Here is a 25684-nt window from a genome sequence, read left to right as displayed (position 1 = left end):
AAATGCACAGCGACGCTGACAGGAACCTTAAATCAGACCCACCTGCTCAAATTTTGCCTGGATGATCTCGCTGTCGAACGGTTTCATGATGTACTCGTTCGCACCGGCCGTGATGGCCTCCTGGATATGCTCGAGATCGTTTTCTGTAGTGCAGAACACGACGACGGGCTCATCACCACCAGGGGCTGCGCGCAGTTCCCGCAGGAAATCAATCCCGCTTTTCACCGGCATGTTCCAATCAAGCAACACCGCATCTGGCATGGCTTCAAGGCATCGATCAATTGCCTCCTGCCCATCCACAGCCTCAATGACCGCAAATCCTATTTCTTCCAGGATACGGCGTGCCACCATTCTGATGACTTTCGAATCATCGACGACGAGACAACTCTTCATCGACTTCCTTCTCGCAAATTAGATCGTTAAGCCAAAACCGGCATTGTACCGGATGCATTTTGCACCCGGTACAGACTAACATAGCTAGCCAGCCTGTTTCACAGAAACCGTGAAATCAAGCAGACGGGTCACATCCAGAATGACAAGAAGCTTCTTGTCGAGCCGGAAAATGCCATCGGAAAATTCGCGCCAGCGCGGATCGAGCGTTGCAGGGTTCTGCTCGAACGCTTTTTGCGGAACGCTCAGAACTTCTCCGACCTGATCGACCATCAGGCTGTATAGTTCACCACCCTGATCGACCACTATGCTCATGCCCGGCACGTCGTCTTCGCGTTCACGAAGCCCTAGACGTTTGCGAACATCAATCGCCGTAACAATGCGCCCACGCAGGTTCAGCGACCCTGCCACTTCGGGCGGAGCCAGCGGAATGCGCGTGATGCGCTGCGGACCAAGAACATCCTGAACCGTCAGAACCGGAATACCGAACAACTGCTTGCCGATATAGGCGGTAACGAAATCCTTCGTCGCCCCGCCAAGGTCAAGGGCCGTGCTCTGTTCTTTGCTCGGGACGAGTGCCTTTTTATCGCTCATTGGACTTTTCCCCGATTTACACTGCGCTCAGCGTCTGGATCAGCGTTGATACCAGCGCATCTCGATCGAATTTCGCGACATAGTCGCTAAAGCCAACCTGACGACCCCGTTCGAAGTCTTCCTCGCTGGTGTGTGAGGACAGCGCGATGATCGGGGTATCCCCCCAATGTTCATCATTCTGCAGGCTTTCGGCAAATTCGAAGCCGTTCATGCCCGGCATTTCGATATCACTGATGATCGCGTCGAACATTTCACCGCGATTTTTAAGATCAAGCGCCTGCTCGGCATTCTCGACCGCAATGACACGGAAACCGGACACCGACAGCATCGGTGTGAGAAGGTTACGGAAGAACGGGCTGTCATCGACCAGAAGCACACGCTTTTTCTCACCGCCGGTATCCTCATGACCAAACCAGTCCGAGAACGCCAGTTCAAGATAGTAGCCAGCATCAATCAGATCGGTTGCCTTGCCGTCGATCACCGCAGACCCGACCAGACCATCCTGATCGGCTGTCAGTTCGACATTAAGGACGTCATCGACGATATCGACAATTTCGTCAACCACAAGGCCCATGGTCCGTTCGCGATCCTGGAAGACCAGGGTCGGCTGACGGCCTTCGGCTTTCATCTGATAGGAACCATCAATGAAGACCAGCGGCATCAGCTTGCCACGATACTGAACCAGCGGACGACCGTTCGAATATTCGATGTTTTCGACATCGATTTCTTCGAGGCGGGCAACCAGTGCCAGCGGTACGGCACGAACTTCTGCACCGCCAGCCCGGAAGACCAGCATGGACGTCGTTTCGCGATCACCGGTATCGGAGCGCGCCTTGCTTTCGACACCCTGCGAACCACCAACGGTGATTTCGCCGGTGCGGGTCGCAATGCCGTTCGGATCCAGGATCATGATCACGCTACCGTCGCCAAGGATGGTGTTCCCCGAGAACAGAGACAGGTCACGCAGGATCGGTGCGACCGGTTTAACCACGATTTCCTCGGTGTCGAACACTCGGTCAACGATGATACCGAACGAATAGGTCCCAACCTGGGTGACGACGATGAAGGCTTCTTCATCCACGTCATCGACCGTTGTTTCGCCGTCATCAAGACCAAGAATTTTCTTGAGCGTGACAAGCGGCAGCAGACGGTTGCGCAGACGCAGGACAGGCGTATCGTGGATGCGTTCGATCGAATGATCGGAATTGCTTGAAGCCCGGACCAATTCCAGAACGCTGATCTGCGGAATGGCGAAACGTTCGCCGCCACTTTCAACGATCAGTGCCGAAACGATGGCAAGGGTGAGCGGGATTTTGATGATAAAGGTCGAACCACGGCCTTCGACCGATTTCAGTTCAACCGTACCACCGATTTTTTCGATGTTGGTACGGACCACGTCCATGCCGACACCACGCCCCGAAACCGAGGTCACCTTTTCGGCGGTCGAGAAACCGGCCTTGAAGATGAACTGGTGGATTTGCGAATCCGCCATGCCGTCAAGATCGCTTTCGGTTGCAAGACCATTGGCAATCGCCTTGGCCTTGATCCGTTCGATATTGAGACCGCGACCATCGTCGGAAATCTCGATGATGATGTGACCGCCTTCGTGATAGGCATTCAGCGTAACCGTACCGGTTTCCGGCTTGCCAGCTTCACGACGCCCCGGAATATCTTCAAGACCATGGTCGGCAGAGTTACGGACCATGTGGGTCAGCGGATCCTTGATGAGTTCAAGCACCTGACGGTCAAGTTCCGTATCGGCACCGATCATCTGCAGATCGATTTTCTTGTTCATCTCAAGCGCAAGGTCGCGAACAATACGCGGTAGTTTCGCCCAAGCGTTGCCAATCGGCTGCATACGCGTTTTCATCACACCTTCCTGAAGGTCGGTAGTGATGTGCGACAGGCGCTGCAAGGGAACTGTAAATTCGCTGTCATCCTTGCCGCGAACCATCTGCAACAGCTGGTTACGGGTCAGAACAAGCTCGGAAACCAGGGTCATAAGGTTTTCAAGCAGCTCGACGTTCACACGGATCGTCTGAGCCGCGACAGAGCTTTCCTTCGCCTCGACACGCTGCGCTTCGGCCTTTGGCCCCTCGGACGCAGCGGCCTTGGCCGGGGCAACTGCCTGCGACTTTGCTGCTGCGGGCGGGGCGGCTGCCGGTGCGGGTTTCTCGGGCGCAGGAGCAGGTTCCGGCTCCTGAATATCCGGGTCGACTTCGGTTGCATCGAAAATTGCCTGCAACCGCTCATCATCGGTCATCGGCACTTCTTCGGCGACTTCTTCCTCGACCGGGGCGGCGGCTGCCGGTGCGGCGCTTCCGCCCATAATCGTACCGGTATCGGCAAAATGGTTAAGACGCGCGATCAGATCGGCATCATTGCCATCCGGTTCGGTTTCATTCTGCTCAAGCTCGCTCAGCAGATATTTGATCGTATCAATGGATTCAAGAACAAGCGTCACCGCATCCGGTGTTACAACCAGTTCGCCATCACGGATCTTGCCAAGCACGTTTTCACCGGCATGCGCAACTGCTTCCAGTCGCGGCAACCCAAGAAATCCGCATGTCCCCTTGATGGTATGCACCAGGCGGAAAATATTCGACAGAATATCCGGATCGTTCGGATTCTGCTCCAGTTTGACCAGCTCGACGTCAAGCGTCGAAAGGCTCTCCGAAGTCTCTGTCAGAAATTCACTTAAAAGATCGTCCATAAACCCCCTCCACATCTCCGACAATCATACTGTTTGCCGGAACCGGAACGCCCATCCCCACGACCAGTGCGCGAAACACACGTTCAATCCGTTACTTACGTAGAACCTAGCACACCGTATTACCAGACCCGCATGTGTTTTTTTTAATCATAGATCAATGCAACATTTCCGTCCTCTTGCAAGACTGAAAGCGCACCACCAGTCCGATGCGCAAGATTTCGCAGGAAAAAGCCATGTACGGTCCGGGGATCAAGCTGTTCCGGGGCCACTTCATTTTTCATGACATTTTCCACATCGGGGCGAAACGCGGCACGTTTTCCGGTTGCATTGACCGAAATCCGCCCCCCGGATTCGCAGGTAACAACAATATCCCCACCAAACGGCAAAGCTTCACGGGCCAACATCACCATATTGAGCACAAGCCTTCCATGAGCTGGATCAATTCCAATTCCAGTTTGATCCCACAGAAGGGTCACCTTGCCTTCGGCCTCGAAACTCTGGGCAACCGCATCGCGCATCGATTTTGTGTCAACGCTGTTGCCTGCGCGCCCGAATGCCAGACGGAACAATTGCAACCGGCGCGCGGCCTCAAGCCCGCTTTTGCGCATCAGCGCAAGTGCCTCGTCATCGGCAACACCGGCCTCCCCCATCAGCTCGGCACCGGCATTCACAGCCCCCACAGGCCCGACAAGGTCGTGGCAAATGCGCGAGCTGATCAGCTCGATCAGGATCAGTTCCACTGCTCTGTCCTGTTCCATGTAACGGGTATCTCCAAGAATTCTGTTCAACAGGTCCGCACTGCTTCCCCAAAACAATACGTGGCTCACATCTGGCCGCCCGGTCGATATTTGGGACATGATCGGATCACGGTCGGTGTAAACCGCGCCCAGATTGCAGCCTGATGTGTTAAAACCTTCTTTAACCTGCGGATTTTTGCCGCATTTGCAGACCGGCAAATTTTGCCCATCATCGACGGGCCTCAAAAGATGTGACTGTCATCATTGCGCATTATTTGTTCCGGGCCTATTGCCTGACTATATTAAAAAGACGAACATCAGACAAAAGAGCTTGATCATGGATTTTCTGCTCACACCTGGCACCATTGTCCGCCATCCTGGCCAGCCCGACTGGGGCCTTGGTCGCATTCAGGCGGTAGACGGCGACAGGATCGCCGTAAATTTCGAAGAAGCCGGACGCCAGATCATCCGCCCACGTCATGTCGTGCTTGAAATTGTCGAGGCTGCCGTCGGCTATGAATAACCGCCTGCGATGGCACGGAACTTGCTGAAATGAAAAGATTGAATAATTCGGCGTCTTGACGGAATTTGATACGCAAGATCGCATCCATCGGCTACCGGGCGAATCAATCCGGTGATCTGATTTAAATGATAACAAGGTCGGAACGGGTAAATGATTGCAATCGTCAAACCACCGCGGGACAGCTTCAAACAGCGTCACCACTCCGCCGCATTCGCCGTACTCGAACAATTTGCCGCTGGCCTCATCGAACAGGCCAAGGCGCATGGCGGCACCATCAGCGCCGAACAGATTTCAAGCGCGCTGGAAACCTTGCGCGGGCAGAACAAGCTGTTTGACGCGGCATGGATGACGCTTGAAGCCGATCTTGATACCGTCAAGACCCGCCAGAATGTCGCTGTCCGCCACGATCCGCTGGGCCGCCTTCTGGTCAGCCGTTTTGCCCATCAGCTTGAAGGCCGCGAAGCGGGCGATCTGGAACATGGGGCACTGTCGCGCGAAATCCTGCAACCCTTCTTCAAGGTCATCCGCATGATGGTTGGCATGGATATGCTGCAGGAAATCGATGGCGAAATACAGACCATCATTGAACAGCATGCCGACGAAGAAGATGAATTGCGTGATCCGACAGATTACTGGGATCACCTTGCCGAAGAGCCTCAGGTCGCCAACCGGCTTAATCTGGTCTTCTCGCGCATGGCCCTGCATTTCAAGGATTACGAGCGGCGTAAAAACTGGATGATCCAGTTGGTCAATGACAACATGCCACATGGCGATCATGCATGGACCTTTACCGAGGAACATTGTGTACGATTGCTGCGCGCCCTGTTCCGCGATGTACGTTCCGCCCTGTCCAAGCCGGAACGTTCGGCCGAACTGGTTGCCAAGCTTGGCAGCGAGAATGTCGAGACGCTACGCAATGTCATGGCATCGCTTGATCGCGACGTCGCGACCCTCCACATCCGCGAAGCCGAAAACTGGGAATAGGCATTCGATAATGCCTGAATTTCCTGACAGATAGAAACATCGCGGCGGATATTTCCCGCGGTTTTTCTGATGTTATCTGACGGAAAGGTGATGATTTCATCACAAATCGGGGTGGCCAAATCAATCCCCCCTGTGCCAAAGTCGAACTTGCGCATTACATAGCGTTTCCAGACCAATAAACAGAAACAAGCGCCGCCGCCATGACCAGACCGCTGATTGACAAATATGGCCGCCATGTATCGTACCTTCGGGTATCGGTGACGGATCGCTGTGACTTCCGCTGCACCTATTGCATGGCCGAAAGCATGATCTTTCTGCCAAAATCCGAAGTCCTGACACTTGAAGAACTCGATCAGCTCTGTTCGGCCTTCATTGCGCGCGGTGTACGCAAACTGCGCTTGACCGGGGGCGAGCCACTGGTGCGCCGTGGCATCATGGACCTGATCAGGGATTTGTCGCGTCATCTTAAATCCGGTGCGCTTGACGAACTTACCATGACGACCAATGGCAGCCAGCTTGCGACCTACGCCGATGATCTGGCACGTCTTGGCGTCAAACGGCTCAACATCTCGCTTGATAGTCTTGATCATCAGAAATTCGCCGAAATCACCCGCCGTGGCCGCCTTGAACAGGTGCTAAGCGGGCTTGAAGCTGCCAAACAGGCGGGGCTCAAGATCAAGATCAACACGGTCGCCCTTCGCAATTTCAACGAAGACGAAATTTCCCGTCTTGTCGCCTGGTGCGGCAAGGAAGGCTTTGATCTTTGCCTGATTGAAACCATGCCGCTTGGCGATATTGACGGGGATCGCACAGATCAATATCTGCCGCTGACCGCCGTTCGTGAACGGCTGGAACAGGAATATACTCTGATCCCGTCCGAATATGTCACCCCCGGCCCGGCGCGCTATGTCACGGTGGCCGAAACCGGCGGGCGTCTTGGTTTCATAACACCGCTTACCCATAATTTCTGTGAGGGCTGCAACCGCGTGCGCGTCACCTGTACCGGTACGCTTTACATGTGCCTTGGTCAGGAAGACCACGTTGATCTGCGCGCGGCCCTCCGCTCGGGCGCACCCGAAACCCTTGATCGTCTACTTGACGAAGCCATGCTGCTGAAACCCAAGGGCCATGATTTCGTCATCGACCGCAAGGGCCAGAAACCCGCAGTCGGTCGCCATATGAGCATGACGGGCGGCTGATCCGAACATCACCCCATTCCAGTTACAGGCATAAAATGAACATTCTGATTGTCGGCGGCGGCATCGCCGGTTTGTCTGCGGCCATTGCCCTGCAAGGCGACGGACATGACATTACGATTGCCGAAACCCTTGATGGCTGGAAACCCACCGGGGCGGGGTTGCACCTGCCCGGCAATGCGGTGACGGCCCTTCGAGACCTTGGCATTGATCAGGATGTTGCCGACAAATCCTGTGCCTTTCCACGACTGGATTATTTCGATCATCGTGACCGGAAACTGTTTGCGCTTGAAACCGAACAGCTCGGCTGGCCGACATTTCAGGCCCTGACGCGTAGCGACTTTCACGAAATCCTGTGCGCCAGACTGACAACACCGACCATCCGGTTTGGTCTTTCCGTATCCGACATCAGTAACGCACCCGATCAGGCACAGGTTCGTTTTACTGACGGCACGACCGGCAGCTTTGATCTTGTGATCGGTGCGGACGGGATCAATTCAGCCGTTCGACGCCTGGTTTTTGGCCCGGAACATGTCCCGCAGCCGACCGGTTATATCTGCTGGCGCTGGATCACGGATCATCCCTTCGGCCTGACAGCGCCCAAATTCATCATCGGTCACGGGCAGGTTATTCTGGTGATGCCGGTGGGGGATAGCCGATTTTATATCTATGCCAGCACCTATGATCCGGGCGAAAGAATACACGACTTGCCGACAAGCGAGCTTGCCGCCCATTTTGCCCGGTTTGATGGTCCAGTGCGCGATATGCTCGGCACAATCGGAACGGACACCATCATTCACGAAGGCCGTCTTCAGCAAATGGTCATGCCCGAATGGGTTGCGGGGCGTGTGGCCCTGATCGGGGATGCGGCACATGGCACCCTTCCGACCATGGCACAGGGGGCAACGCAATCGATCAAGGATGGCTTGGCACTGGCCAATGCCTTTCGCGCGCAATCCGATATCACAACCGCGCTTGCCGACTGGCAGGCCGCCCGACTGCCCGAAGCACACTGGGTCCAGCAACAATCCCTGCAACGCATGGGTTTCGCCAAAATCCGCGGCAAGACCGGTGTCTGGTTGCGCAATACCCTTATGCGCAGGATCGGCTCGAAGATTGTTGCATCGGGCTTCCGTCCGCTGATTGACGGCACGGCAGGCAACCGCAAGGACTAGGTGAACGCCTTTCGGACCTGCGCGATTGCCGTCATCGCAACGGCATGGCTTTCCGCCGCCAGCAGATGTGCAGGGCAACGCGCGCAATCCGAACTGCCAAACCCGGCAATCGGAATGGAAATGCCCGGCACCATACCCAAAGCAGCACGCAAATCGCATTCACACCCATCGGGCATGACAAGCATCGCAACCACGTGCCCGGTGCCGTTGGTCAGTTCATCGACATGCCAATGCTGTTTTTTCTTCGTCCGGCAATGACGTTTGACACGGGCCGCAATGCCACCCGATCCGTTGGCAGAACCGCAATAAAGATAAGTGCCCCGGCGCAGGATGGCCCCGGCGAAGCGTTTGTTCCGTAAAACCAGATCAGCAGAAAGATCAATCACGAGAATGTAGGCTCCGGCAACTTTGGGAAGCTGCCGGAGGGTTTCATCATTTATGTCAGCAACAAGCCGCGTCAAAGTCACAGCAGCAGATCAACCGAAAGACCGGGGCCGCGCGTGCCATTGGCAAGCACGGGTTCACAATCCTCGTTGATCCGTGACGCGATGCGCTGTCGCAAGGCACTAAAACGTTCCGACGTCACGACATCAACAGGCTGATCCAGATGAACCTCGATCCGGTAAACACCGCCAACCGGGGTTCTGGTGACACCGCGGATTTGGCCGCACACCGCATGGCCGAGATAGGACCCAGCAAAGCGTTTGCCGATACCAAGATCGGCAATCCGGACCGGTTCGCGTTTGCGCGTCATGGCAATCGCGGTGTTCCAGTCACGAAATCCGTGGCTTTGCGCCAGAAGCTCCAGGCTTCCGGTGTGGGAAACCGTCATCTTGCGGCTGGCCAGTGCCTTGCGCAGGCGCTTTGCCTGCTGCTTAAGCATTTCCGCCGGATCGCCCGATGCGATTTTCGCAAAATCGGCAAGCTCGACAGGTGTGCGTTCAGGCTTTTCGGGCGGGTTATGAACGGGTTGGGTCATTTTCGTCTCCTGACAGGAGGCCGGGTGTCCGCATTGCCGGTCCGACGTCACAAGAAGACGGGGAACCGATAAAATCGTCTGCATCACTTTACCATGAGCCAAAGCCCCGCGAACGGCCGGTGTGTGCAACCGTGCATTTCGTAGCGCAATGTGCCGCAAAACACAAGCATCACCATATCTTTGACCGCGCGAAGCGCATTACCGCTTGCAGAAATTGACAGCCCCTACAGGGACAACATATACCAGAATTAACAAATATCGCCGGGCACCCGGATGAATGCGCCAAACAGGGCGCAAGGGTATTCGACCAATTATAAGGAATTAGCGCCATGGCCATGGAAGCCCACGAAATCGAAACGATGATCAAGGAAGCCCTTCCCGATGCACAGGTCCGCATCGAGGACCTTCGCGGTGATGGCGATCATTATGCGGCAATCGTTGTGTCCGAGTCCTTCCGCGGTAAAACCCGCGTGATGCAGCACCAGATGATCTATTCGGCCCTCAAAGGCAAAATGGGCGGTGACCTGCACGCCCTTGCGCTTCAGACTTCCGCACCGGAATAAGTTCCTTGCCACACAGGGCCGCCTTGCGTTTACCACCATCCTTGCAAGGCCGCCAGAAAATTACGGGCACCGATCAGCTTCGGTGCCCTTGATAATTCCCGACCTAGACCAGAATGACTACCCGTATTCGAACCCGGATCAATATCCAGGTTTCCGCTCGAGTTCAGGCTTGAATATCGTTCTGCCCATCGGGCACCTGCCGTTTGGCCCCACAAAATGACCATGGTTCAATAACGATGTCCTCATCCCAAAAACCGGCTTTGATCGGTGCCGGACCGCTGGCGGGGCTTGGTGCCTTTGTCATCTGGGGCTTTCTGGGTTTCTATTTCAAAATCATCGATTTCGCGAGCCCGTTTGAAATTCTCGCCCATCGCATCCTATGGTCGGCGATCCTGACATTGACACTGGTTTTTGTCCTGAAACGTCGTGCGCGATTGTGGGACCTGCTGTCGTCTAGGCGCACCATGGGACTGTTATTCATAAGCAGCCTGCTGATCGCCGGGAACTGGGTGATCTATATCTGGTCGGTCCATATCGGACATGCGCTTGAAGCCAGCCTTGGCTATTACATCATGCCGCTGATCATGCTGATCCTTGGTCGCATCTTCTTTGGCGAAAAGCTTAATCGCATTCAGATCGTCTCGGTACTGATCTGCTTTGCCGGGGTTCTGAACCTTCTGGTGTTTTTCGGATCACTGCCGTGGATTGCGCTTAGCCTGTCGTTGCTGTTCGGCTTTTATGGCGTCATCCGCAAATTTGTTCCGGCCGATCCGATTGCCGGTCTGTTTGTCGAATGTCTGCTGCTGTCGCCGATGGCATTTGGCTATCTGGTCTGGCTGAATGCATCGGGCACCATGGCCTTCTCCAATCTGGGAATCGGCCATGATGCCCTGCTGGTGTCGCTGGGTGCTGTCACAACCATTCCGCTGGTGCTGTTTGCCTTTGCCGCCCGGAACATGAAATTTTCCGCGCTTGGCCTGATGCAGTATCTGAATCCGACGATCCAGTTCTTTGTCGCGGTTCTGTTGCTCGGCGAAACTTTTACCCAGGCGCATATGATAACTTACGCGCTGGTCTGGATCGGACTTGGCATTTTCACCTGGGATAATCTGCGGACTGCACGGCAATTACGCCGCAAGAGTTGACAGAACCGCCCCTTCCAGCCATATCTTCGGCCATAAAACCATAACCCGAAATATCGCGGCAGAGAGATCGCCGCCTTTGCAGCCAAGGACAACCAACATGACCGACAATCCGGTTTTTGATCGCATCCAGAAAGACATCAACGATAACGACGTCGTTCTGTTCATGAAGGGCACCTCGATGTTCCCGCAATGCGGTTTCTCGGCCGCCGTCGTTCAGGTCCTTGCCGAGCTCGGCGCGCCGTTCAAGGACATCAACGTTCTGGTCGACCCGGCAATCCGTCAGGGCATCAAGGACTTCTCGAACTGGCCGACCATTCCGCAGCTTTACGTCAAAGGCGAATTCGTTGGCGGTTGCGACATCGTTCGTGAAATGTATGCCTCGGGCGAACTGGCCCAGCACCTCAAAGACAAGGGCGTTGCTGTCGCTGCCTGATCAAGGCGGATGGCGCAGACCCGAACCGGTCTGACACCCGATGATTTAAAACGCGCCGCGCAGATGCCCGGCGCGTTTTTTATTGCCCCAAGCCCTGCGTGCATATGGGCCGATGCTGTAAAACCATTCCTTAATACCCCTGTTTGGCTGTATCATCTTGCCAAAAGGAATTCGTTTTTACGAACAGGACGTTGGGCGGGACATTATGAAAATCACAACAAAAATCCTGATGTGTTTCGGCCTCTGGCTGCTTGTGGCGGACATGCCAGACTGGGCACATGCACAGCCTGCCTTGGCTACAATGGCCGCTCAAAACGAAGAACAGACCACGGAAACAACCGATCCGTCCGATGATGCCTTGTCCGATACGGCTGAAACGACCTTCAGCTATTACGACTTCCTTGATGCCGGGGTGGCACGCACCCGCGAACAGATTGCAGATACGATTACCGGCCTTGAAACCTTTCCCGATGAAATGGCACAAACCGGCGATTTTCTGTCATCAGATATCGGCCGTAGAGGGCTGATGCGCCTTGCCCTGTTCACCGTGATTTTTGTTGGTACAGGATTGATCGTCGAATTTCTGTATCGCCGGGCTGCTGCCCCGCTCTGTAGTTATCTTGAAGCACAACACCCTACCCGCTTCTTCGACCGGCTGCGTCAGATGGCGCTTTTATCCGTCCTGTCGCTACTGTCTTTGACGGTCTTTGCCATCGGCTCAATCGGTGCCTTCATGATTTTTGACTGGCCGCCCCTGATGAAGGGAGCGCTTCTGTCGATGCTCGCCGCGTTCTTTGTTCTGCGTCTTGTCATGATCGTGCTGCAATTCCTGTTTGCGCCGCAGGCTGAAGGCCTTCGGATGATCGATGTCGATCCGCAGACCGCAGCGACACTGGCACGTACCATCACCATCGCAAGCGGCGTGTCATTATTTGCCTTTGCACTGGCCGGGGTTTTCCGGCAGTCACCGGCAATGGTCCATAGCGACATCATTCTTTTTGATATCGCGGTCGTGATCAGTGTTCTGGCGTTTTGCATCGCGACGGTTTCGCTGACGCGTTATTTCGCTACTCACCGGCTCACGGGCGCAGTTGAAAAGATTGCCCTGCCCGTATCGCTTTCCCGCTTATGGCCCGTCATTGTTTGCGCCTATCTGATGGCACTCGGCGCGACGACCATTCTGGCGGCAGACCGTTTCATGAAGTGCCTGCTGGCGATTGGCATTGCCTGCCTGTTTGATGTAATTTTCCGCAACATCATCGAAAGCCAGCATCGCAAAAAATCCAGAATGGCCGAGGCCAAAGCAGATGCCATCAATGCCCGCGCCGAAGCAGCGACAATTGAAGCCGGGGAAGAATTCAAACCTGTTCAGCCGGACCTTCCGGTCTTTACCCCGGTTCTGAAACGCGGTGTGCGGCTTCTGGCCATCGTCTTTGTTCTTGCCAGTTTCTGGCGTATCTGGGGATTTGATCGACTTGCGCTTGCCGAAGATGCCGGGATCATCGCGCGAGCGCTTGATGCCTCGACCGAGATCATCATGATCCTGCTGATCGCCGATCTGGTCTGGTCCCTGATCAAGGCGTTCCTTGACGAGCGCATGAGCCAAAGCGGCGCGGGCGGCGGACATAGCGACGGCGAAGGGGGCGGCACCGGGTTATCGCGGATTGAAACCCTGTTACCGCTTTTGAAAAACTTCGCGCTGACCGTCATCGTCATTATGGTGGTGATGGTGACATTGTCCGCCCTTGGGGTTGATATCGGCCCGCTGATTGCCGGTGCTGGCGTTGTTGGCCTTGCCATCGGCTTTGGCAGTCAGGCGCTCGTACGCGACGTTGTCGCAGGGGTTTTCTTCCTGCTTGATGATGCCTTCCGGCTTGGCGAATATATCGAAGTCGATAATCTGCGCGGACGGGTTGAAAATATCTCGATCCGGTCGATGCAGTTGCGCCATCATCGTGGCCCCCTGCAAACCGTGCCCTTTGGCGCAATCAAATCGATCATCAATCACAGCCGCGACTGGGTGATCGTCAAACTTGAATTCCGTGTGCCGTTTGAAACCGACGTCAACAAGATCAAGAAGCTGGTCAAAAAGCTTTCTGCCGAACTGCTTGAAGATCCGCTGATCGGTGACAGCTTTATCGAACCGCTGAAATCTCAGGGCGTGCGCCGGATGGAAGAATTCAACATGGTGATCGGGCTTAAATATACCGCCAAGCCCGGCGAACAATTCACCATCCGCAAAACCGTCTATCAAAGCGTTCTGGCGATGTTCAAGGAAAACGGCATCCACATGGCATCGCGCAATGTGAAGGTCGATGTGCCCGACGACGCCACACCGGAACAGAAGAAAGAAGCGATTGCCGCCGCTGCCCAGCAGGCATCCGAACAGGTTAACAAGCCGTATGCTTGATCCATTCCCAAAACGAACTTCCGAACCGAATGGCTCGGAAGTTCGAGATTACAGAGCTTGATGCCCAAAGTAAGACAATTTGGCTTACTTGGGTGGAAATGCCTGGGTTTCTTCGCCTTTACCCAAAATCATGCTGCCATCGGCATTCAAAGCCGTGACGGTAAAGCGGTAGTCATGCGATCCGCTCGGGGGACACGGTCCTTTATAGGAAAAGGCACCTGCAGGAATTTTACTGGAACCAGAATAATCGATCGTCCCTCCTCCGTGATTGTAGGTTGGAACGTCCAGATCAACCATTTTAAAGCGGAGTGATGCTGTATCAGCAGGAATGTTTGAAATGACAAACGCAGGCGGCTTGGTGGAGCAGGCGGAAGTTCCATGCCAATCGAATGACACATCCAAAGCAACCATATTTGCAGCCTCTTTTGTTGTTTGGCAGCCAGTTAACCCAAGCACAGACAGCCCAACAATCGCTGCCATTTTCAACATCTTCATGACTTCATCCTCAACCTGAAAATATACATAAAGAGCACAGATCAGCATTCAGGAAGCAGGCAAAGGTGTCAACCCGCCCTCAAGAGTAGAATGCAACTTGAAGTAAACCAACACCTGCTCAGATAACGCATCAGCAAAACAAAAACGCCCGCTGTTTCCAGCGGGCGTTTTGTGTTCGTCTTCGCGAAATCCGATAAGAATTAACGCGAGTAGAATTCAACGACCAGGTTCGGCTGCATCTGAACCGGGTACGGGATTTCTGCGAATTTCGGAACGCGAACGAAGGTGCCTTTGAAGGCCTTCGCGTCAACGTCAAGATATTCCGGAACGTCGCGTTCGTTCAGGTTGGCAGCTTCCATAACCATCGGGATTTCGCGCGAAGCCGGTTTGACTTCAACAACGTCGCCTTCTTTAACGAGGTAAGAAGGAATGGTGACTTTCTTGCCATTGACAAGAATGTGGCCGTGGTTAACGAACTGACGCGCTGCGAACACGGTCGGAACGAATTTCATGCGGTAGATAACAGCATCGAGACGGGTCTCGAGAATACCGACCAGCGTTTCGGAAGTATCGCCCGGACGACGCGATGCTTCTTTGTAGTAACGCAGGAACTGTTTCTCGGAGATGGAACCGTAATAGCCTTTAAGCTGCTGTTTGGCGAACAGCTGGGTGCCGTAATCGGTCGGCTTTTTACGGCGGGTCGCGCCGTGCATGCCCGGTGCATATTCGCGCTTGTTCAGCGGCGATTTTGCACGGCCCCAAAGGTTCACGCCAAGGCGGCGGTCAATCTTATGCTTTGCAGCAATACGTTTCGACATTTTGTAACTCTCTTTTTTAAGATCACTTTATTGTCCCGATAGTTTCTTGTTTCGGTTAACCCAAACAGGAACGGGGACGAAAACACCTGTTTCGCCCCACTTTCTCGGAAGTGAGGCGCAATATAGAGATCAAGACCGCAGAGTCAAACGAAAAGGCATCCGGGTTTCCCAACCCGAATGCCCCTGATAACCGTTTAGCCGATTTTCAATGCAAAATCAGACGCCTGCCCGAATATCTCGCAGGAATTGCTCGACCTGCTGACGCAAGCTTGCAGCCTGCCCGGTCAGTTCCTCAGCAGCACTTGCAACATCACTTGCAGATTCGCCAACTTTGCCGGTCGATGCCGTCACCTGTCCGATCGTTGACGTAACCTCGGTCGTGCCCTGTGCCGCCTGCCCGACGTTGCGCGCGATTTCTTCGGTCGCCGCCCCCTGCTGTTCAACAGCGGCCGCAATCGTCGATGCGATTTCGCTGATGCGACCGATGGTTTCAGTGATCCCGCCGATTGCCTCGACCGCATCCCTGGTTGCCCCCTGAATACCGCCGATCTGACCGGAAATATCGTCTGTTGCACGCGCGGTCTGACTGGCAAGATTCTTGACCTCATTTGCAACAACCGCAAAGCCCTTGCCGGCATCCCCGGCACGCGCAGCCTCGATTGTCGCATTCAGCGCCAGAAGATTTGTCTGCGACGCAATATCCTGAATCAAGGTTACAACATCGCCGATCTTTTCCGCCGCATCGGCAAGACCACCGATCAACTGGTTTGTTCTGTTGGCTTCTTCTACGGCATTGCCCGCAATCTCGTTTGATTGCGCAACCTGCGACGAAATTTCACGGATAGACGCAGACAGCTCTTCGGTCGCGGAAGCCACAGTCTGTACATTATTGGATGCTTCTTCGGCGGCTGCATTCACCGCTGCGGCCTGTGATCGCGTGTCAACAGCGATCTGGTTCATGACCCCGGAAGACGACGACAAACGATCCGCAGCATTGCTCACCGAGCCGACCACTCCTCCAACAGAACTTTCAAACGAGTCTGCAAGCTCGTTCAACTGGGCACGGCGCCTTTCCTCGGCCACATGATCGGCTTTAAGTTTTTCGGCCTCGGCATTGCGAACACGCACGGCATTTTCCCGAAACACCGCAACGGCCTGTGCCATGCGGCCAAACTCGTTCGAACGATCAGTATAGGGAATCTCGACATCGACATCATTCTGCGCCAGCGCATTCATCCGTTCGGTCATCCGCAACACCGGACGCCCCAACGCACCGCCAAGCCAAAAGGCGATAATCGCAACCGCAAGAACTGCAACAGCCGCGACGACGAGGGCGATATAAAGCTGGTTATTTGCCTCTGCCAGAATAGCTTTCATCGGGATCGCCGTACCCAATGCCCAGTTCGTACCCGTTTTGCCAATCGATATCGGTGTAAAGGTCACATAGTAAGACGCACTATCGGCACCGAGCTTCATTTCACGGCCAAAAGCCTCACCTTTGCCAATACTTTCCAGGACCGGTGCCAGTGCCGGATCAATATCGCTGATATTCTGCCCAACCCGATCCTTGGCACTGTGTGCGACAACATAGCCCCCTTCTGAAATCAGGGTAGCCATACCACTCTCGGGCAAGGCAATCTGGTCGATAATGCCCTGCAGCGTTTCAAGCGCCAGATCGACGGTTACGCCGCCAATCACCTTACTGCCCGGTTCCCCCTCAAATACCGGCGCACTGATGGTTGTCATTAACACGTCGACATTGTTCACGGGATAGACATAAGGTTCGACAATGGTTTCACGTCGTTCGTCACGGGGAACCAACCACCAATCGCCATCCCCCGGCGTTTCAAACCCGATCAGCGGCTCAAACGCGATCTTGCCCGATGCATCACGATAGAAATAGGGCACAAACCGACCGGCATCATCGCTGCCTGCCACATTGGCGTTGCTGCTATCGGCACCGTCAAAGGCGTTCGGTTCCCACACCGTTCCACTGCCGACAATCCCGGGATGCTGACGCAGTAATTCGGAAATGATTTCACCGGCAACTTCGCGGTCAGGCTTACCTGCCGCAACCATGCCTTTTAGCGCCGAGGCTGTCGAACGAACGGCTTCCGCCGGAATATTCAATTCCTCCGAAACCGAATTGGCATATCGATAAGCCTGTTCGCGCGCCTGTTCGACCGATACCTTGTGAATGGCATCGAATGACGAAGATTGCGTAACCAGCAAAACCACCGCAACCGCAGAAAACGCAAGTGCCGCCATCGAAATCAGCAGCTGAACCTTGACCGAAAGATTTAGAAATCCCTTCATACCCCACCCCAATGCTCAAACATTTGAGAAACCTCTGAACCCCCGTCCGGGTGACCCATCTCTTATAAGATTGTGTTATGAACCCCAGACTCAAGGATAGGTCGGGAAAACAGGCGATGTCACGGATAATTTTGTAACTACAATTACAAATCGCCTTACATTATTACATTTGTCTAAAAAAATTCACATAAAGCCGGTCATGACTCACGGGGCAGCACCAAGCTGTCGACCGAATACTGAAAGCACCCCAAACAACAACACCCGCCAAAATCGGCGGGTGTTGTGTACCAATCTGCACAGAAGCAGACATGCAGCTATGGCTTGTGCTTACCGCCCCGCATCGCGACGATCATGCCGCGAAGTGTCTGAACTTCCTGGTGGGTCAGGTTAGCGCGGTTGAAAATATTGCGGATATTGCGTGCCATATTCGGGCGTTTTGCCTCGACCCGGAAGAAACCGGAATTATCCAGTTCCGCCTCGAGATGTTCGAACAAACGATCCAACTCGTCCCGGGTTGCCGGGAAGGTATCGTTCATCATCATCTGGTAATCGGGCACATCGACACCGGCCTGCCACCATTCATACCCGATCAGCAGCACAGCCTGCGCAAGGTTAAGCGATGTGAAGCCCGGGTTCAGCGGCACTGTCACGACCGCATCGGCCATCGAAATATGTTCGTTGCGCACACCGGTGCGTTCCGGCCCGAACATCACGCCGACCTTTTCCCCCTGCGCGACATTGGCGCGCATTTCAGGTGCCAGTCCCTTTGGGGTAAAAACCGGCTTGATCGCGTCGCGCGCCCGCGCGGTCGTCACATAAACCCGGTTCAGATCCGCGAGCGCATCTTCTTCGCGCTCGAACACCTTGGTATTGTCGATGACAATATCAGCCCCCGACGCATTCGCGGTTGCCCGCTCATTGGGCCAGCCATCACGCGGTCGCACAAGGCGCAAATCAACCAAACCGCAATTGAGCATGGCGCGCGCCGCCTTGCCGATATTGTCACCAAGCTGCGGTTCGATCAGGATGATGACAGGCGGATTGGCGATACCGCCGGTTTCGGGTCTTGCGCCATCCGGCATAGCCGCGTCTGCGACGTCGCTCATCGCTTGAATTCTCCGGTCTTTGCATGGGGTAAAGTGCGGGCATGCCCGTCAATATTGGCGCTTCTTTACCAAAAGCCAATGCACGATGCCAGCACACATTACACGCACGGAAGATGCATTATTTTTGATCATATTTATTTTTATGGTCATTTTTTAATCAAAATTTGTGCGCTGCATATATTCATTTCGCGCAACAGGCAGCGTCACTAACATTAGTATTATCCTTTATTTCCATAGCATTACCAACATCCAAAGACGTATTTCAGGTGACTGGCATATGCATTGCTTCTGTTTGAGTGTGCAGCGCGCCTAGGGTTCCGGTTCCGAAAGGAATGCTGGTCCAAGAGGCGCAAGCCAGCCAGAGTTTCACAGGCTGGTGACACGGCGGGCCAAAATCCCGGGAGACAACTGCACAGGTTTGTCGCGCACAAGCCTTCTCCCGGTTTGTGTGCAAGAGCCTTTCTTGAATTGACTGATCCGAAGTGATCCGCAAAACAAGCAGGAGCGCACACATGTTAAAGACGTTTTTCAAAACACTTTCGTTTGCCGCCGTCCTTTCTGCCTCTTTGGCTTCCCTACCCGCCCACGCCGAACAAAAGTCCGATTTCAAAGTCTGCTGGTCGATCTATGTTGGCTGGATGCCGTGGGGGTATCTGCAAGATAGCGGCATCATGAAAAAATGGGCCGACAAATACGACATCTCGGTCGATATCGTGCAGATCAACGATTACGTTGAATCGATCAACCAATATACCGTCGGCGAATATGACGGCTGCTCAATGACCAATATGGACGCGCTTTCGATCCCGGCCGGTGGCGGCGTTGATACCACCGCCCTGATTGTTGGCGATTATTCCAACGGCAATGACGGCATCATCCTGAAAAACGCAACTGACCTTGCCGCCATCAAGGGGCAAAACGTCAATCTGGTTGAACTTTCCGTTTCCCATTACCTGCTGGCGCGTGCACTTGAAAAGGTCGGCCTGTCCGAACAGGACGTCACGGTCGTGAATACATCCGACGCCGACATGATCGCGACCTATGCCACCGACGATGTGACATCGGTCGTGACATGGAAGCCGCTTCTGTCGGAAATTGCCGCCAACGATAACGCGACACTCGTCTTTGATAGTGCGGGTATCCCCGGCGAAATCATCGATATCATGATGGTCAACACCGAAACCCTTGCCGACAATCCGGCTTTCGGCAAGGCACTGGTTGGCGCATGGTATGAATTGATGGGCATCATGGCATCCGACACCGACGAAGGCATTGCCGCACGCACTGCGATGGCCGAAGCATCAGGCACCGATCTTGCCGGATACGATGCCCAGCTTGCCAGCACGGCGATGTTCTTTACCCCGGACAAGGCGGTTGAATTCACCAAATCGACCGAGCTTCCCGAAACCATGAAATTCGTCGCCGAATTCCTGTTCGACAAGGGCATCCTTGGTGAAGGCGCACCAAGCCCGGAATTCGTCGGCGTCAGCTTCCCGGATGGCAGCATCTATGGCGATAGCGCCAATGTGAAGCTGAAATTTGACACGACCTATATGGAGATGGCCGCCAAGGGCGAGCTTTGAAACCGTGTATTCTCCACGCCACCAAGCGCTTCGCTGATTAACTCTGTCGGCCATCCGGCCTTGTAACATTCGTTGCACCAGTTGCATCAGGTTCGGATGGCCGACCTTTCAGATTTTTGCCCCGTCTTGACCACTGCCCCGTTTTTGCAATTGCAAGGTGACGGCCATGCGTATCATCAATCGCACCCTTTCCCGGCGCGCAGCCATATTGCTGGGCTCGATCCCGTTTGCGCTTTTGATCGGGGCCTATGCCATCGCAAGCCATCTGCGCCGGATCAATAATCCGGCCGACAAGCTTTTGCCGTCGCTTGGCAGCTTGGGAGATGCGATCTGGCGCATGGGGTTCGAGGCCGACAAACGGTCGGGCGATTACCTTCTGTGGCTTGATACGATCGATAGCCTGTCGCGCCTTGCGGTCGGCATTTTCATTTCCACCCTGCTTGCCATCGGGCTTGGCATTTCCATTGGCTTCATTCCGCATATAAGGCGCGGGCTGGCGCCCTTTGTCGCCACCCTGTCCCTGATCCCACCGATCACCATCCTGCCGATCCTGTTCATCATTTTCGGATTGGGCGAGACTTCCAAGGTAATGCTGATCGCGATTGGCACCGCCCCGGTCATGATCAGGACCATCGCGCAGGCGGTGATGGATATCCCGCGCGAACTGATCATCAAGGCCGAAACGCTGGGCGCCTCGACCTGGCAAATGATCGCGCGTGTGGTTTTGCCGCAAGTCATGCCAAAACTGATCATTGCCATCCGGCTTGGCCTTGTCCCGGCATGGATTTTCCTGATTTCCGCCGAGGCCATCGCATCAACCAGCGGCCTTGGCTATCGCATCTTTCTGGTGCGTCGTTACCTCGCGATGGATGTGATCCTGCCTTATGTCGCTTGGATCACGCTTCTGGCCTTTATTCTTGACCGGTTGCTGTTGATGGCATCGCGCAAGGCTCTCCCTTGGAACCACCTTTCGGGGGATAGCCTGTGATGCGCGACCCGAAATTCATGATCCGCAACCTGACCAAGTCTTACGGCGAATATCCGGTGCTTGAACGCATCAATCTGGATATCGAAGCCGGGGCGTTTTGCACGCTGGTCGGGGCATCGGGCTGTGGCAAATCGACCTTTTTACGCATGCTGCTGTCCCAGGAGCTGCCAAGCAGCGGCGATATCCTGATGGATGGCGCACCACTGCCGCAACAACCCACCCCTGATCGCGGCATTGTCTTTCAACGCTATTCGGTTTTTCCGCATCTGACCGTTGCTGAAAACCTCATGATCGGCGCGGAATTTGCCGCCCGCAAACTGACCGGGCGCCTGTTTGGTCGCGCGCGCAAGAAGGCCCGCGATGATGTTGCCGAACTACTTGAAACCATCGGCCTGTCACCAGCGGCCAACAAATATCCAAGTCAGCTTTCGGGCGGCATGCAGCAACGCCTTGCCATTGCTCAGGCCCTGACAATGAAACCCAGCGTGCTGCTGCTGGACGAGCCATTTGGCGCGCTTGATCCGGGTATTCGCAATGACATGCATGAATTGCTGCTGGACCTGTGGAAGGCGCATGACATGACGATCTTCATGGTCACGCACGACATCCACGAGGCCTTCAAACTCGGCACCCGGATGCTGGTATTTGACAAGTTGCGCGATGATCCGCACGCGCCAGAAGCCTATGGCGCGACCATCACATACGACCTGCCGATTGACCTGTCTGCCGCACCGCTTCCCGGTGCCAATGGCGAAACCGATGAAACCGACGGCATGAATTTCTCGGCCGCCCTGATGGCGACCGCGCCGGTTCCCTGATTTCAAACCCGAAAGCCACCCCAACAAAGACTGACGCAACCCGAAGGAAACAACTATGCGCGATTTCTTTGCCCCCCAAAATGTCCGCCGACATCGCGTGGCCGGAACATTGCCCGCCCCCGCCGCAACCCGTCACCACCACCCGAATTTCGACAAGCTGCAATTGCGTGGTTGGAAATCGGCGGAAAAAGAAGCCTTGCTGCCATCTGCCGCTTGGGAAAAGGAAAAGCAGTGGGCGCTTCGCATGGGTTTGACCGGCTCGGATTGCCTGACCGATAAATCGATCCCGACCTTTGCCCGGGGCGAACTGCCCCATTATGCCGGGATCAACACGTTTCTGAAGGCACCCTATATCGAAGACGTCACCAAGGTCGGTGCCTATGACGCGGCGGTTATAGGCATCCCGTTTGATGGCGGCACGACATACCGCCCCGGCACGCGTTTCGGCCCGCAGGGGGTTCGCAAGATATCCGCCCTTTACACGCCCTATAACTATGAAATGGGGGTCGATCTTCGCGAACAGATGACGCTTTGCGATGTAGGTGATGTTTTCACCATCCCGGCCAATATCGAAAAAACCTTTGATCAGATTACGCGCGCGGTCAGCCACGTTGCATCCAGTGGCGCACTGCCGATCATGATCGGCGGCGATCATTCCATCGGTTTCCCGTGCGTGCGTGGCATTGCGCAATGCACATCCAAACGTATCGGCATCGTGCATTTCGACCGCCATATCGACATTCAGGAAAAAGACCTTGATGAACGCATGCACACCACGCCGTGGTTCCATGCCACCGATCTGGTCAATGTTCCGGCGGTGAACCTTGTGCAGGTCGGCATTGGCGGCTGGCAGGTGCCGCGCGAAGGGGTCGAAGTTGCACGCAATCGCAATACCAACATCTTCACCATGCGCGATGTCGAGGAACTCGGACTGGCCGAAACCGCCGCGCGCGCGCTTGAACTGGCATGGAAGGATGCGGATGCGGTCTATATCTCGTTTGATATCGACAGTGTCGATTGCGGTTTCGTTCCGGGCACCGGCTGGCCCGAACCTGGCGGTTTCCTGCCGCGCGAGGCATTGGAGCTTGTATCGCTTGTCGCGGCAGAGGGAATTTGCGGCCTTGAAGTCGTTGAAGTTTCGCCGCCCTATGATTGCTCGGACATTACCGCCCTGCTGGCAACGCGCGTGATTGTCGATGTGCTGGGTACACTGGTGTCACATGGCAAAATGGGATCGCATCGCGGCATCATCGACAAACCGGTCAACATCCCCGCCGGCCCGGACGTGGAGTAACCAGATGCCCCATGATCATCACGATAACGGCCACAACCATTCTCACGGACCGGGGCATAATCACGCCCCGGACCACGATCACCTGCATTCCCATGTCCACGGCCAAAGCGACGCCGACCATGCCGAGGAATTACAGGTCCTGTCCTCAAGCTTCGTCGAAGGCTTCCGCAAAGCCGATGACAAGGCAAGCTACCTTCGCCTTGCCGATATCCCGTTTCAAAAGATCGGCAAGGATGGCCTGACCATGCATCTGGTCGATGCCAAAATCACAACCAACTGGCAAATCGGCACCGCCTGCCCGGCCTTTGCTACCCGCGAACTGGCTTATCTGCCGTTCCCCGGCAGCATGATCGAGGAACGCGAAACCATGACATTCACCTATGTGTCGATGACCGAACGGGCCGATATCGACCTGCTAAGCTTCATGGCCGCACGCTTTGGGCATGGGCACAAACATGGACACGATCATCACGATCAAAGTCATGACCACCCGCATCACCATCAAATCTAAACGTCAAAGGGCGCGGATCAAAAAAAACGCGCCCTTTGCCATTTTATCGCCTGAACCAACCGTCACGCATGCTGGCTGCGTACGCCGGACTTGAACAGTTTATAGGTAATAGAATCCCGAAGCGCGTTATAGGACGCCTCGATAATGTTGGTGGAAACCCCCACCGTTGACCAACTATTGCCCTCGGCATCGCGGCTTTCGATCATGACGCGGGTGACTGCGCGCGTGCCATCACCACGTGTTATGATGCGGACCTTATAATCGATCAGTTCGATCTGCTGCACGGGCTCGACATATTCCGGCACGGTCAGAAGCACCTTGCGCAACGCGGCATCAAGCGCGTTGACCGGGCCATTGCCCTCGGCCACGGACATGAACTGTCCATCGCCGACCACGACCTTGACGGTCGCTTCGGACATGGTGATGACCTGTTCATCCTGCTCGTCCACCCAGCGGCGTTCGTCAATCACGCGGAACGATGTCACACGGAAATAACGGTCAAGCTCGCCCAGTGCCTTGCGCGCCAGAAGTTCGAAACTTGCTTCGGCACCGTCATAGGCATAACCATCAAATTCGCGTTGCTTGACCGCTTCGACAAGCTTGCCGACTGCATCGGATTTCGGATCGACCTCGACCCCGATTTCGCGGAACCGGGCCAGAATGTTTGAACGCCCCGCCTGATCTGACACAAGGATATGACGCTGGTTTCCTACAAGCTCCGGCTCGATATGCTCGTAACAGGCCGGGTTCTTTTCCACGGCGGACACATGCAATCCGCCCTTATGCGCGAATGCACTATCCCCGACATAGGCCGCCTGACGGGTTGGTTCGCGGTTAAGCCGTTCATCAAGGATGTGCGAAATCCGGCGCAGATGGGCTAGCTGTTCGTGTGAAATGCCAACGTCATAGCCCATCTTCAGCATCAATGTCGGGATGATCGAAACCAGGTTGGCATTGCCGCACCGCTCGCCCAGACCATTCAGCGTGCCCTGCACCTGCCGTGCCCCGGCCCGGACCGCCGCCAAAGAGTTCGCCACCGCATTCTCGGTATCGTTATGGCAGTGAATGCCGACATTCTCGCCCGGAACATGGGAACAAACATCGGTGACAATGTCGAAAATCTCATCGGGCAGGGTACCGCCATTGGTATCGCACAGGACAACCCAGCGCGCACCGGCCTCGTAGGCCGCCTTGATCGCGGCAAGCGCGTAGTCGCGGTTGGCCTTGTAGCCATCAAAGAAATGTTCGGCATCGAACATGACTTCGGAAACCTGGCTTTTGAGATGTGCGATGGATTCCGAAATCATCGCAATGTTCTCCGAAAGCTCGATCCCGAGCGCCTCGGTCACCTGAAAATCCCAGCTTTTACCGACCATGCAAACAATCGCCGCGCTTTGTGCAAGCGTCGTCAATCCCGGATCGTTTGATGCCGAACGCCCCGCGCGCCGCGTCATGCCAAATGCCGTCAGTTTCGAATTTTTAAGTTTCGGTGGATTGGCAAAGAATGCGTCATCGGTGGGGTTTGCACCTGGCCAACCGCCTTCAATATAGTCAATCGACAGCTCGTCCAGTGCCTTGGCAATTGCGGTTTTGTCCGCTGCCGAAAAATCCACGCCCTGGGTCTGCTGCCCGTCGCGCAAGGTACTGTCGTATAGATAGACGCGCTTGTCTGACATATTCATTCCAAAACTGATCGATCTTCTCTTGTTCCGGCATGTGCCGGACGGTCTGGCAAATTGCCGCAAAACCGTCATTTACGCAACCGCATTACAAGACATGCCAATTATGCGCTTCTTTTTGCCCAAAATCGCCTAATTGCCCACCTTTAGGATAGCAAACCTGTCCCCCTGAATGGTTGTAAAGGCATGGTAGTAATGATTAACTCTACCATACATTGTGAAGTGACTGGGAAT

General features: G+C 54.9%; 24 protein-coding genes and 1 riboswitch. Of the genes, 13 read left to right on the top strand and 11 right to left on the bottom strand.

What is annotated here, in order from left to right; genetic code table 11:
* Positions 1–27 precede the first annotated feature (27 nt).
* From TH3_RS03660 to TH3_RS22220, 4 genes are all read right to left on the bottom strand, one after another.
* Positions 28–393 (bottom strand): response regulator, encoded by a 366-nt coding sequence (locus tag TH3_RS03660; RefSeq protein ID WP_007091317.1) that lies wholly within the window; start codon positions 391–393, stop codon positions 28–30.
* Between the two features lie 84 nt (positions 394–477).
* Positions 478–984, bottom strand: a complete 507-nt coding sequence (locus TH3_RS03655; RefSeq protein WP_007091316.1) for a chemotaxis protein CheW — start codon at positions 982–984, stop codon at positions 478–480.
* Positions 985–1000: 16 nt separating this feature from the next.
* Positions 1001–3697: a hybrid sensor histidine kinase/response regulator gene (locus tag TH3_RS03650; protein ID WP_007091315.1), complete on the bottom strand. Its 2697-nt coding sequence runs from the start codon at positions 3695–3697 to the stop codon at positions 1001–1003.
* 143 nt (positions 3698–3840) lie between these two features.
* Entirely contained in the window at positions 3841–4455 is a 615-nt protein-coding gene (locus tag TH3_RS22220; RefSeq protein ID WP_110252634.1) for a histidine phosphotransferase family protein, read from the bottom strand.
* Positions 4456–4771: 316 nt separating this feature from the next.
* On the opposite strand from TH3_RS22220, the gene TH3_RS03640 reads away from it, so the two are divergent.
* From TH3_RS03640 to TH3_RS03625, 4 genes are all read left to right on the top strand, one after another.
* Positions 4772–4957 (top strand): DUF3553 domain-containing protein, encoded by a 186-nt coding sequence (locus TH3_RS03640; protein ID WP_007091313.1) that lies wholly within the window; start codon positions 4772–4774, stop codon positions 4955–4957.
* A 150-nt stretch (positions 4958–5107) separates the two neighbouring features.
* Complete coding sequence (locus TH3_RS03635; RefSeq protein ID WP_007091312.1) at positions 5108–5941, top strand: hypothetical protein; 834 nt, start codon at positions 5108–5110, stop codon at positions 5939–5941.
* Positions 5942–6141: 200 nt separating this feature from the next.
* Positions 6142–7140, top strand: a complete 999-nt coding sequence (gene moaA, locus TH3_RS03630; RefSeq protein ID WP_007091311.1) for a GTP 3',8-cyclase MoaA — start codon at positions 6142–6144, stop codon at positions 7138–7140.
* A 35-nt stretch (positions 7141–7175) separates the two neighbouring features.
* A complete protein-coding gene (locus TH3_RS03625; protein WP_007091310.1) occupies positions 7176–8312 on the top strand; it encodes an FAD-dependent monooxygenase in 1137 nt (378 codons plus the stop codon).
* Here TH3_RS03625 and TH3_RS03620 read toward each other — a convergent pair.
* Together TH3_RS03620 and TH3_RS03615 are read right to left on the bottom strand one after the other, a co-directional pair.
* Positions 8309–8698 carry a GIY-YIG nuclease family protein gene (locus TH3_RS03620; RefSeq protein ID WP_139328299.1) on the bottom strand — a complete coding sequence of 130 codons (390 nt, stop codon included), beginning with the start codon at positions 8696–8698 and terminating at the stop codon, positions 8309–8311. The genes TH3_RS03625 and TH3_RS03620 overlap by 4 nt on opposite strands.
* A 77-nt stretch (positions 8699–8775) precedes the next feature.
* Entirely contained in the window at positions 8776–9291 is a 516-nt protein-coding gene (locus tag TH3_RS03615; RefSeq protein ID WP_007091308.1) for a glyoxalase superfamily protein, read from the bottom strand.
* Positions 9292–9620: 329 nt separating this feature from the next.
* On the opposite strand from TH3_RS03615, the gene TH3_RS03610 reads away from it, so the two are divergent.
* The 4 genes from TH3_RS03610 (at position 9621) to TH3_RS03595 (ending at position 13842) form a co-directional block, all read left to right on the top strand.
* Positions 9621–9854, top strand: a complete 234-nt coding sequence (locus TH3_RS03610) for a BolA family protein (protein ID WP_007091307.1) — start codon at positions 9621–9623, stop codon at positions 9852–9854.
* A gap of 236 nt (positions 9855–10090) precedes the next feature.
* Complete coding sequence (gene rarD, locus TH3_RS03605; RefSeq protein ID WP_007091306.1) at positions 10091–10999, top strand: EamA family transporter RarD; 909 nt, start codon at positions 10091–10093, stop codon at positions 10997–10999.
* Positions 11000–11096: 97 nt separating this feature from the next.
* Positions 11097–11432 carry a Grx4 family monothiol glutaredoxin gene (gene grxD / locus TH3_RS03600; protein WP_007091305.1) on the top strand — a complete coding sequence of 112 codons (336 nt, stop codon included), beginning with the start codon at positions 11097–11099 and terminating at the stop codon, positions 11430–11432.
* Between the two features lie 205 nt (positions 11433–11637).
* A complete protein-coding gene (locus tag TH3_RS03595) occupies positions 11638–13842 on the top strand; it encodes a mechanosensitive ion channel family protein (protein ID WP_007091304.1) in 2205 nt (734 codons plus the stop codon).
* An 84-nt stretch (positions 13843–13926) separates the two neighbouring features.
* Here the strand turns inward: TH3_RS03595 and TH3_RS22600 are convergent, their stop codons facing one another.
* The 4 genes from TH3_RS22600 to TH3_RS03575 form a co-directional block, all read right to left on the bottom strand.
* Positions 13927–14337: a YbhB/YbcL family Raf kinase inhibitor-like protein gene (locus TH3_RS22600; RefSeq protein ID WP_202965957.1), complete on the bottom strand. Its 411-nt coding sequence runs from the start codon at positions 14335–14337 to the stop codon at positions 13927–13929.
* A 200-nt stretch (positions 14338–14537) separates the two neighbouring features.
* On the bottom strand, positions 14538–15155 hold the full coding sequence (rpsD, locus tag TH3_RS03585) for a 30S ribosomal protein S4 (protein ID WP_007091302.1): 618 nt from the start codon (positions 15153–15155) through the stop codon (positions 14538–14540).
* 216 nt (positions 15156–15371) lie between these two features.
* The gene (locus TH3_RS03580; RefSeq protein ID WP_007091301.1) at positions 15372–17471 is read right to left on the bottom strand and encodes a methyl-accepting chemotaxis protein; all 2100 of its coding nucleotides are present in this window, start codon (positions 17469–17471) and stop codon (positions 15372–15374) included.
* A gap of 314 nt (positions 17472–17785) precedes the next feature.
* Entirely contained in the window at positions 17786–18577 is a 792-nt protein-coding gene (locus TH3_RS03575) for an RNA methyltransferase (protein ID WP_007091300.1), read from the bottom strand.
* Positions 18578–18875: 298 nt separating this feature from the next.
* Positions 18876–18983: riboswitch (guanidine-I (ykkC/yxkD leader) on the top strand.
* A gap of 106 nt (positions 18984–19089) precedes the next feature.
* Between TH3_RS03575 and TH3_RS03570 the strand changes: the two genes are divergently transcribed.
* The 5 genes from TH3_RS03570 (at position 19090) to TH3_RS03550 (ending at position 23771) form a co-directional block, all read left to right on the top strand.
* A complete protein-coding gene (locus tag TH3_RS03570; protein ID WP_007091299.1) occupies positions 19090–20160 on the top strand; it encodes a putative urea ABC transporter substrate-binding protein in 1071 nt (356 codons plus the stop codon).
* 166 nt (positions 20161–20326) lie between these two features.
* A complete protein-coding gene (locus TH3_RS03565) occupies positions 20327–21148 on the top strand; it encodes an ABC transporter permease (RefSeq protein ID WP_007091298.1) in 822 nt (273 codons plus the stop codon).
* The gene (locus TH3_RS03560) at positions 21148–21966 is read left to right on the top strand and encodes an ABC transporter ATP-binding protein (RefSeq protein WP_007091297.1); all 819 of its coding nucleotides are present in this window, start codon (positions 21148–21150) and stop codon (positions 21964–21966) included. The genes TH3_RS03565 and TH3_RS03560 overlap by 1 nt, the downstream gene beginning before the upstream one ends.
* 55 nt (positions 21967–22021) lie before the next feature.
* Positions 22022–23260, top strand: coding sequence for an agmatinase family protein (locus tag TH3_RS03555; RefSeq protein ID WP_007091296.1), 1239 nt, complete (start codon positions 22022–22024; stop codon positions 23258–23260).
* Between the two features lie 4 nt (positions 23261–23264).
* The gene (locus TH3_RS03550) at positions 23265–23771 is read left to right on the top strand and encodes a hypothetical protein (protein WP_007091295.1); all 507 of its coding nucleotides are present in this window, start codon (positions 23265–23267) and stop codon (positions 23769–23771) included.
* Between the two features lie 62 nt (positions 23772–23833).
* Here TH3_RS03550 and cimA read toward each other — a convergent pair whose 3' ends face one another.
* Positions 23834–25447: a citramalate synthase gene (gene cimA / locus TH3_RS03545; RefSeq protein ID WP_040060498.1), complete on the bottom strand. Its 1614-nt coding sequence runs from the start codon at positions 25445–25447 to the stop codon at positions 23834–23836.
* Positions 25448–25684: the final 237 nt, after the last annotated feature.

It is taken from the genome of Thalassospira xiamenensis M-5 = DSM 17429 (assembly GCF_000300235.2).
Classification (GTDB): Bacteria; Pseudomonadota; Alphaproteobacteria; order Rhodospirillales; family Thalassospiraceae; genus Thalassospira; species Thalassospira xiamenensis.
The sequence above is the reverse complement of the archived record's forward strand: the minus strand, read 5'-3'. Positions and strand labels throughout refer to the sequence as shown.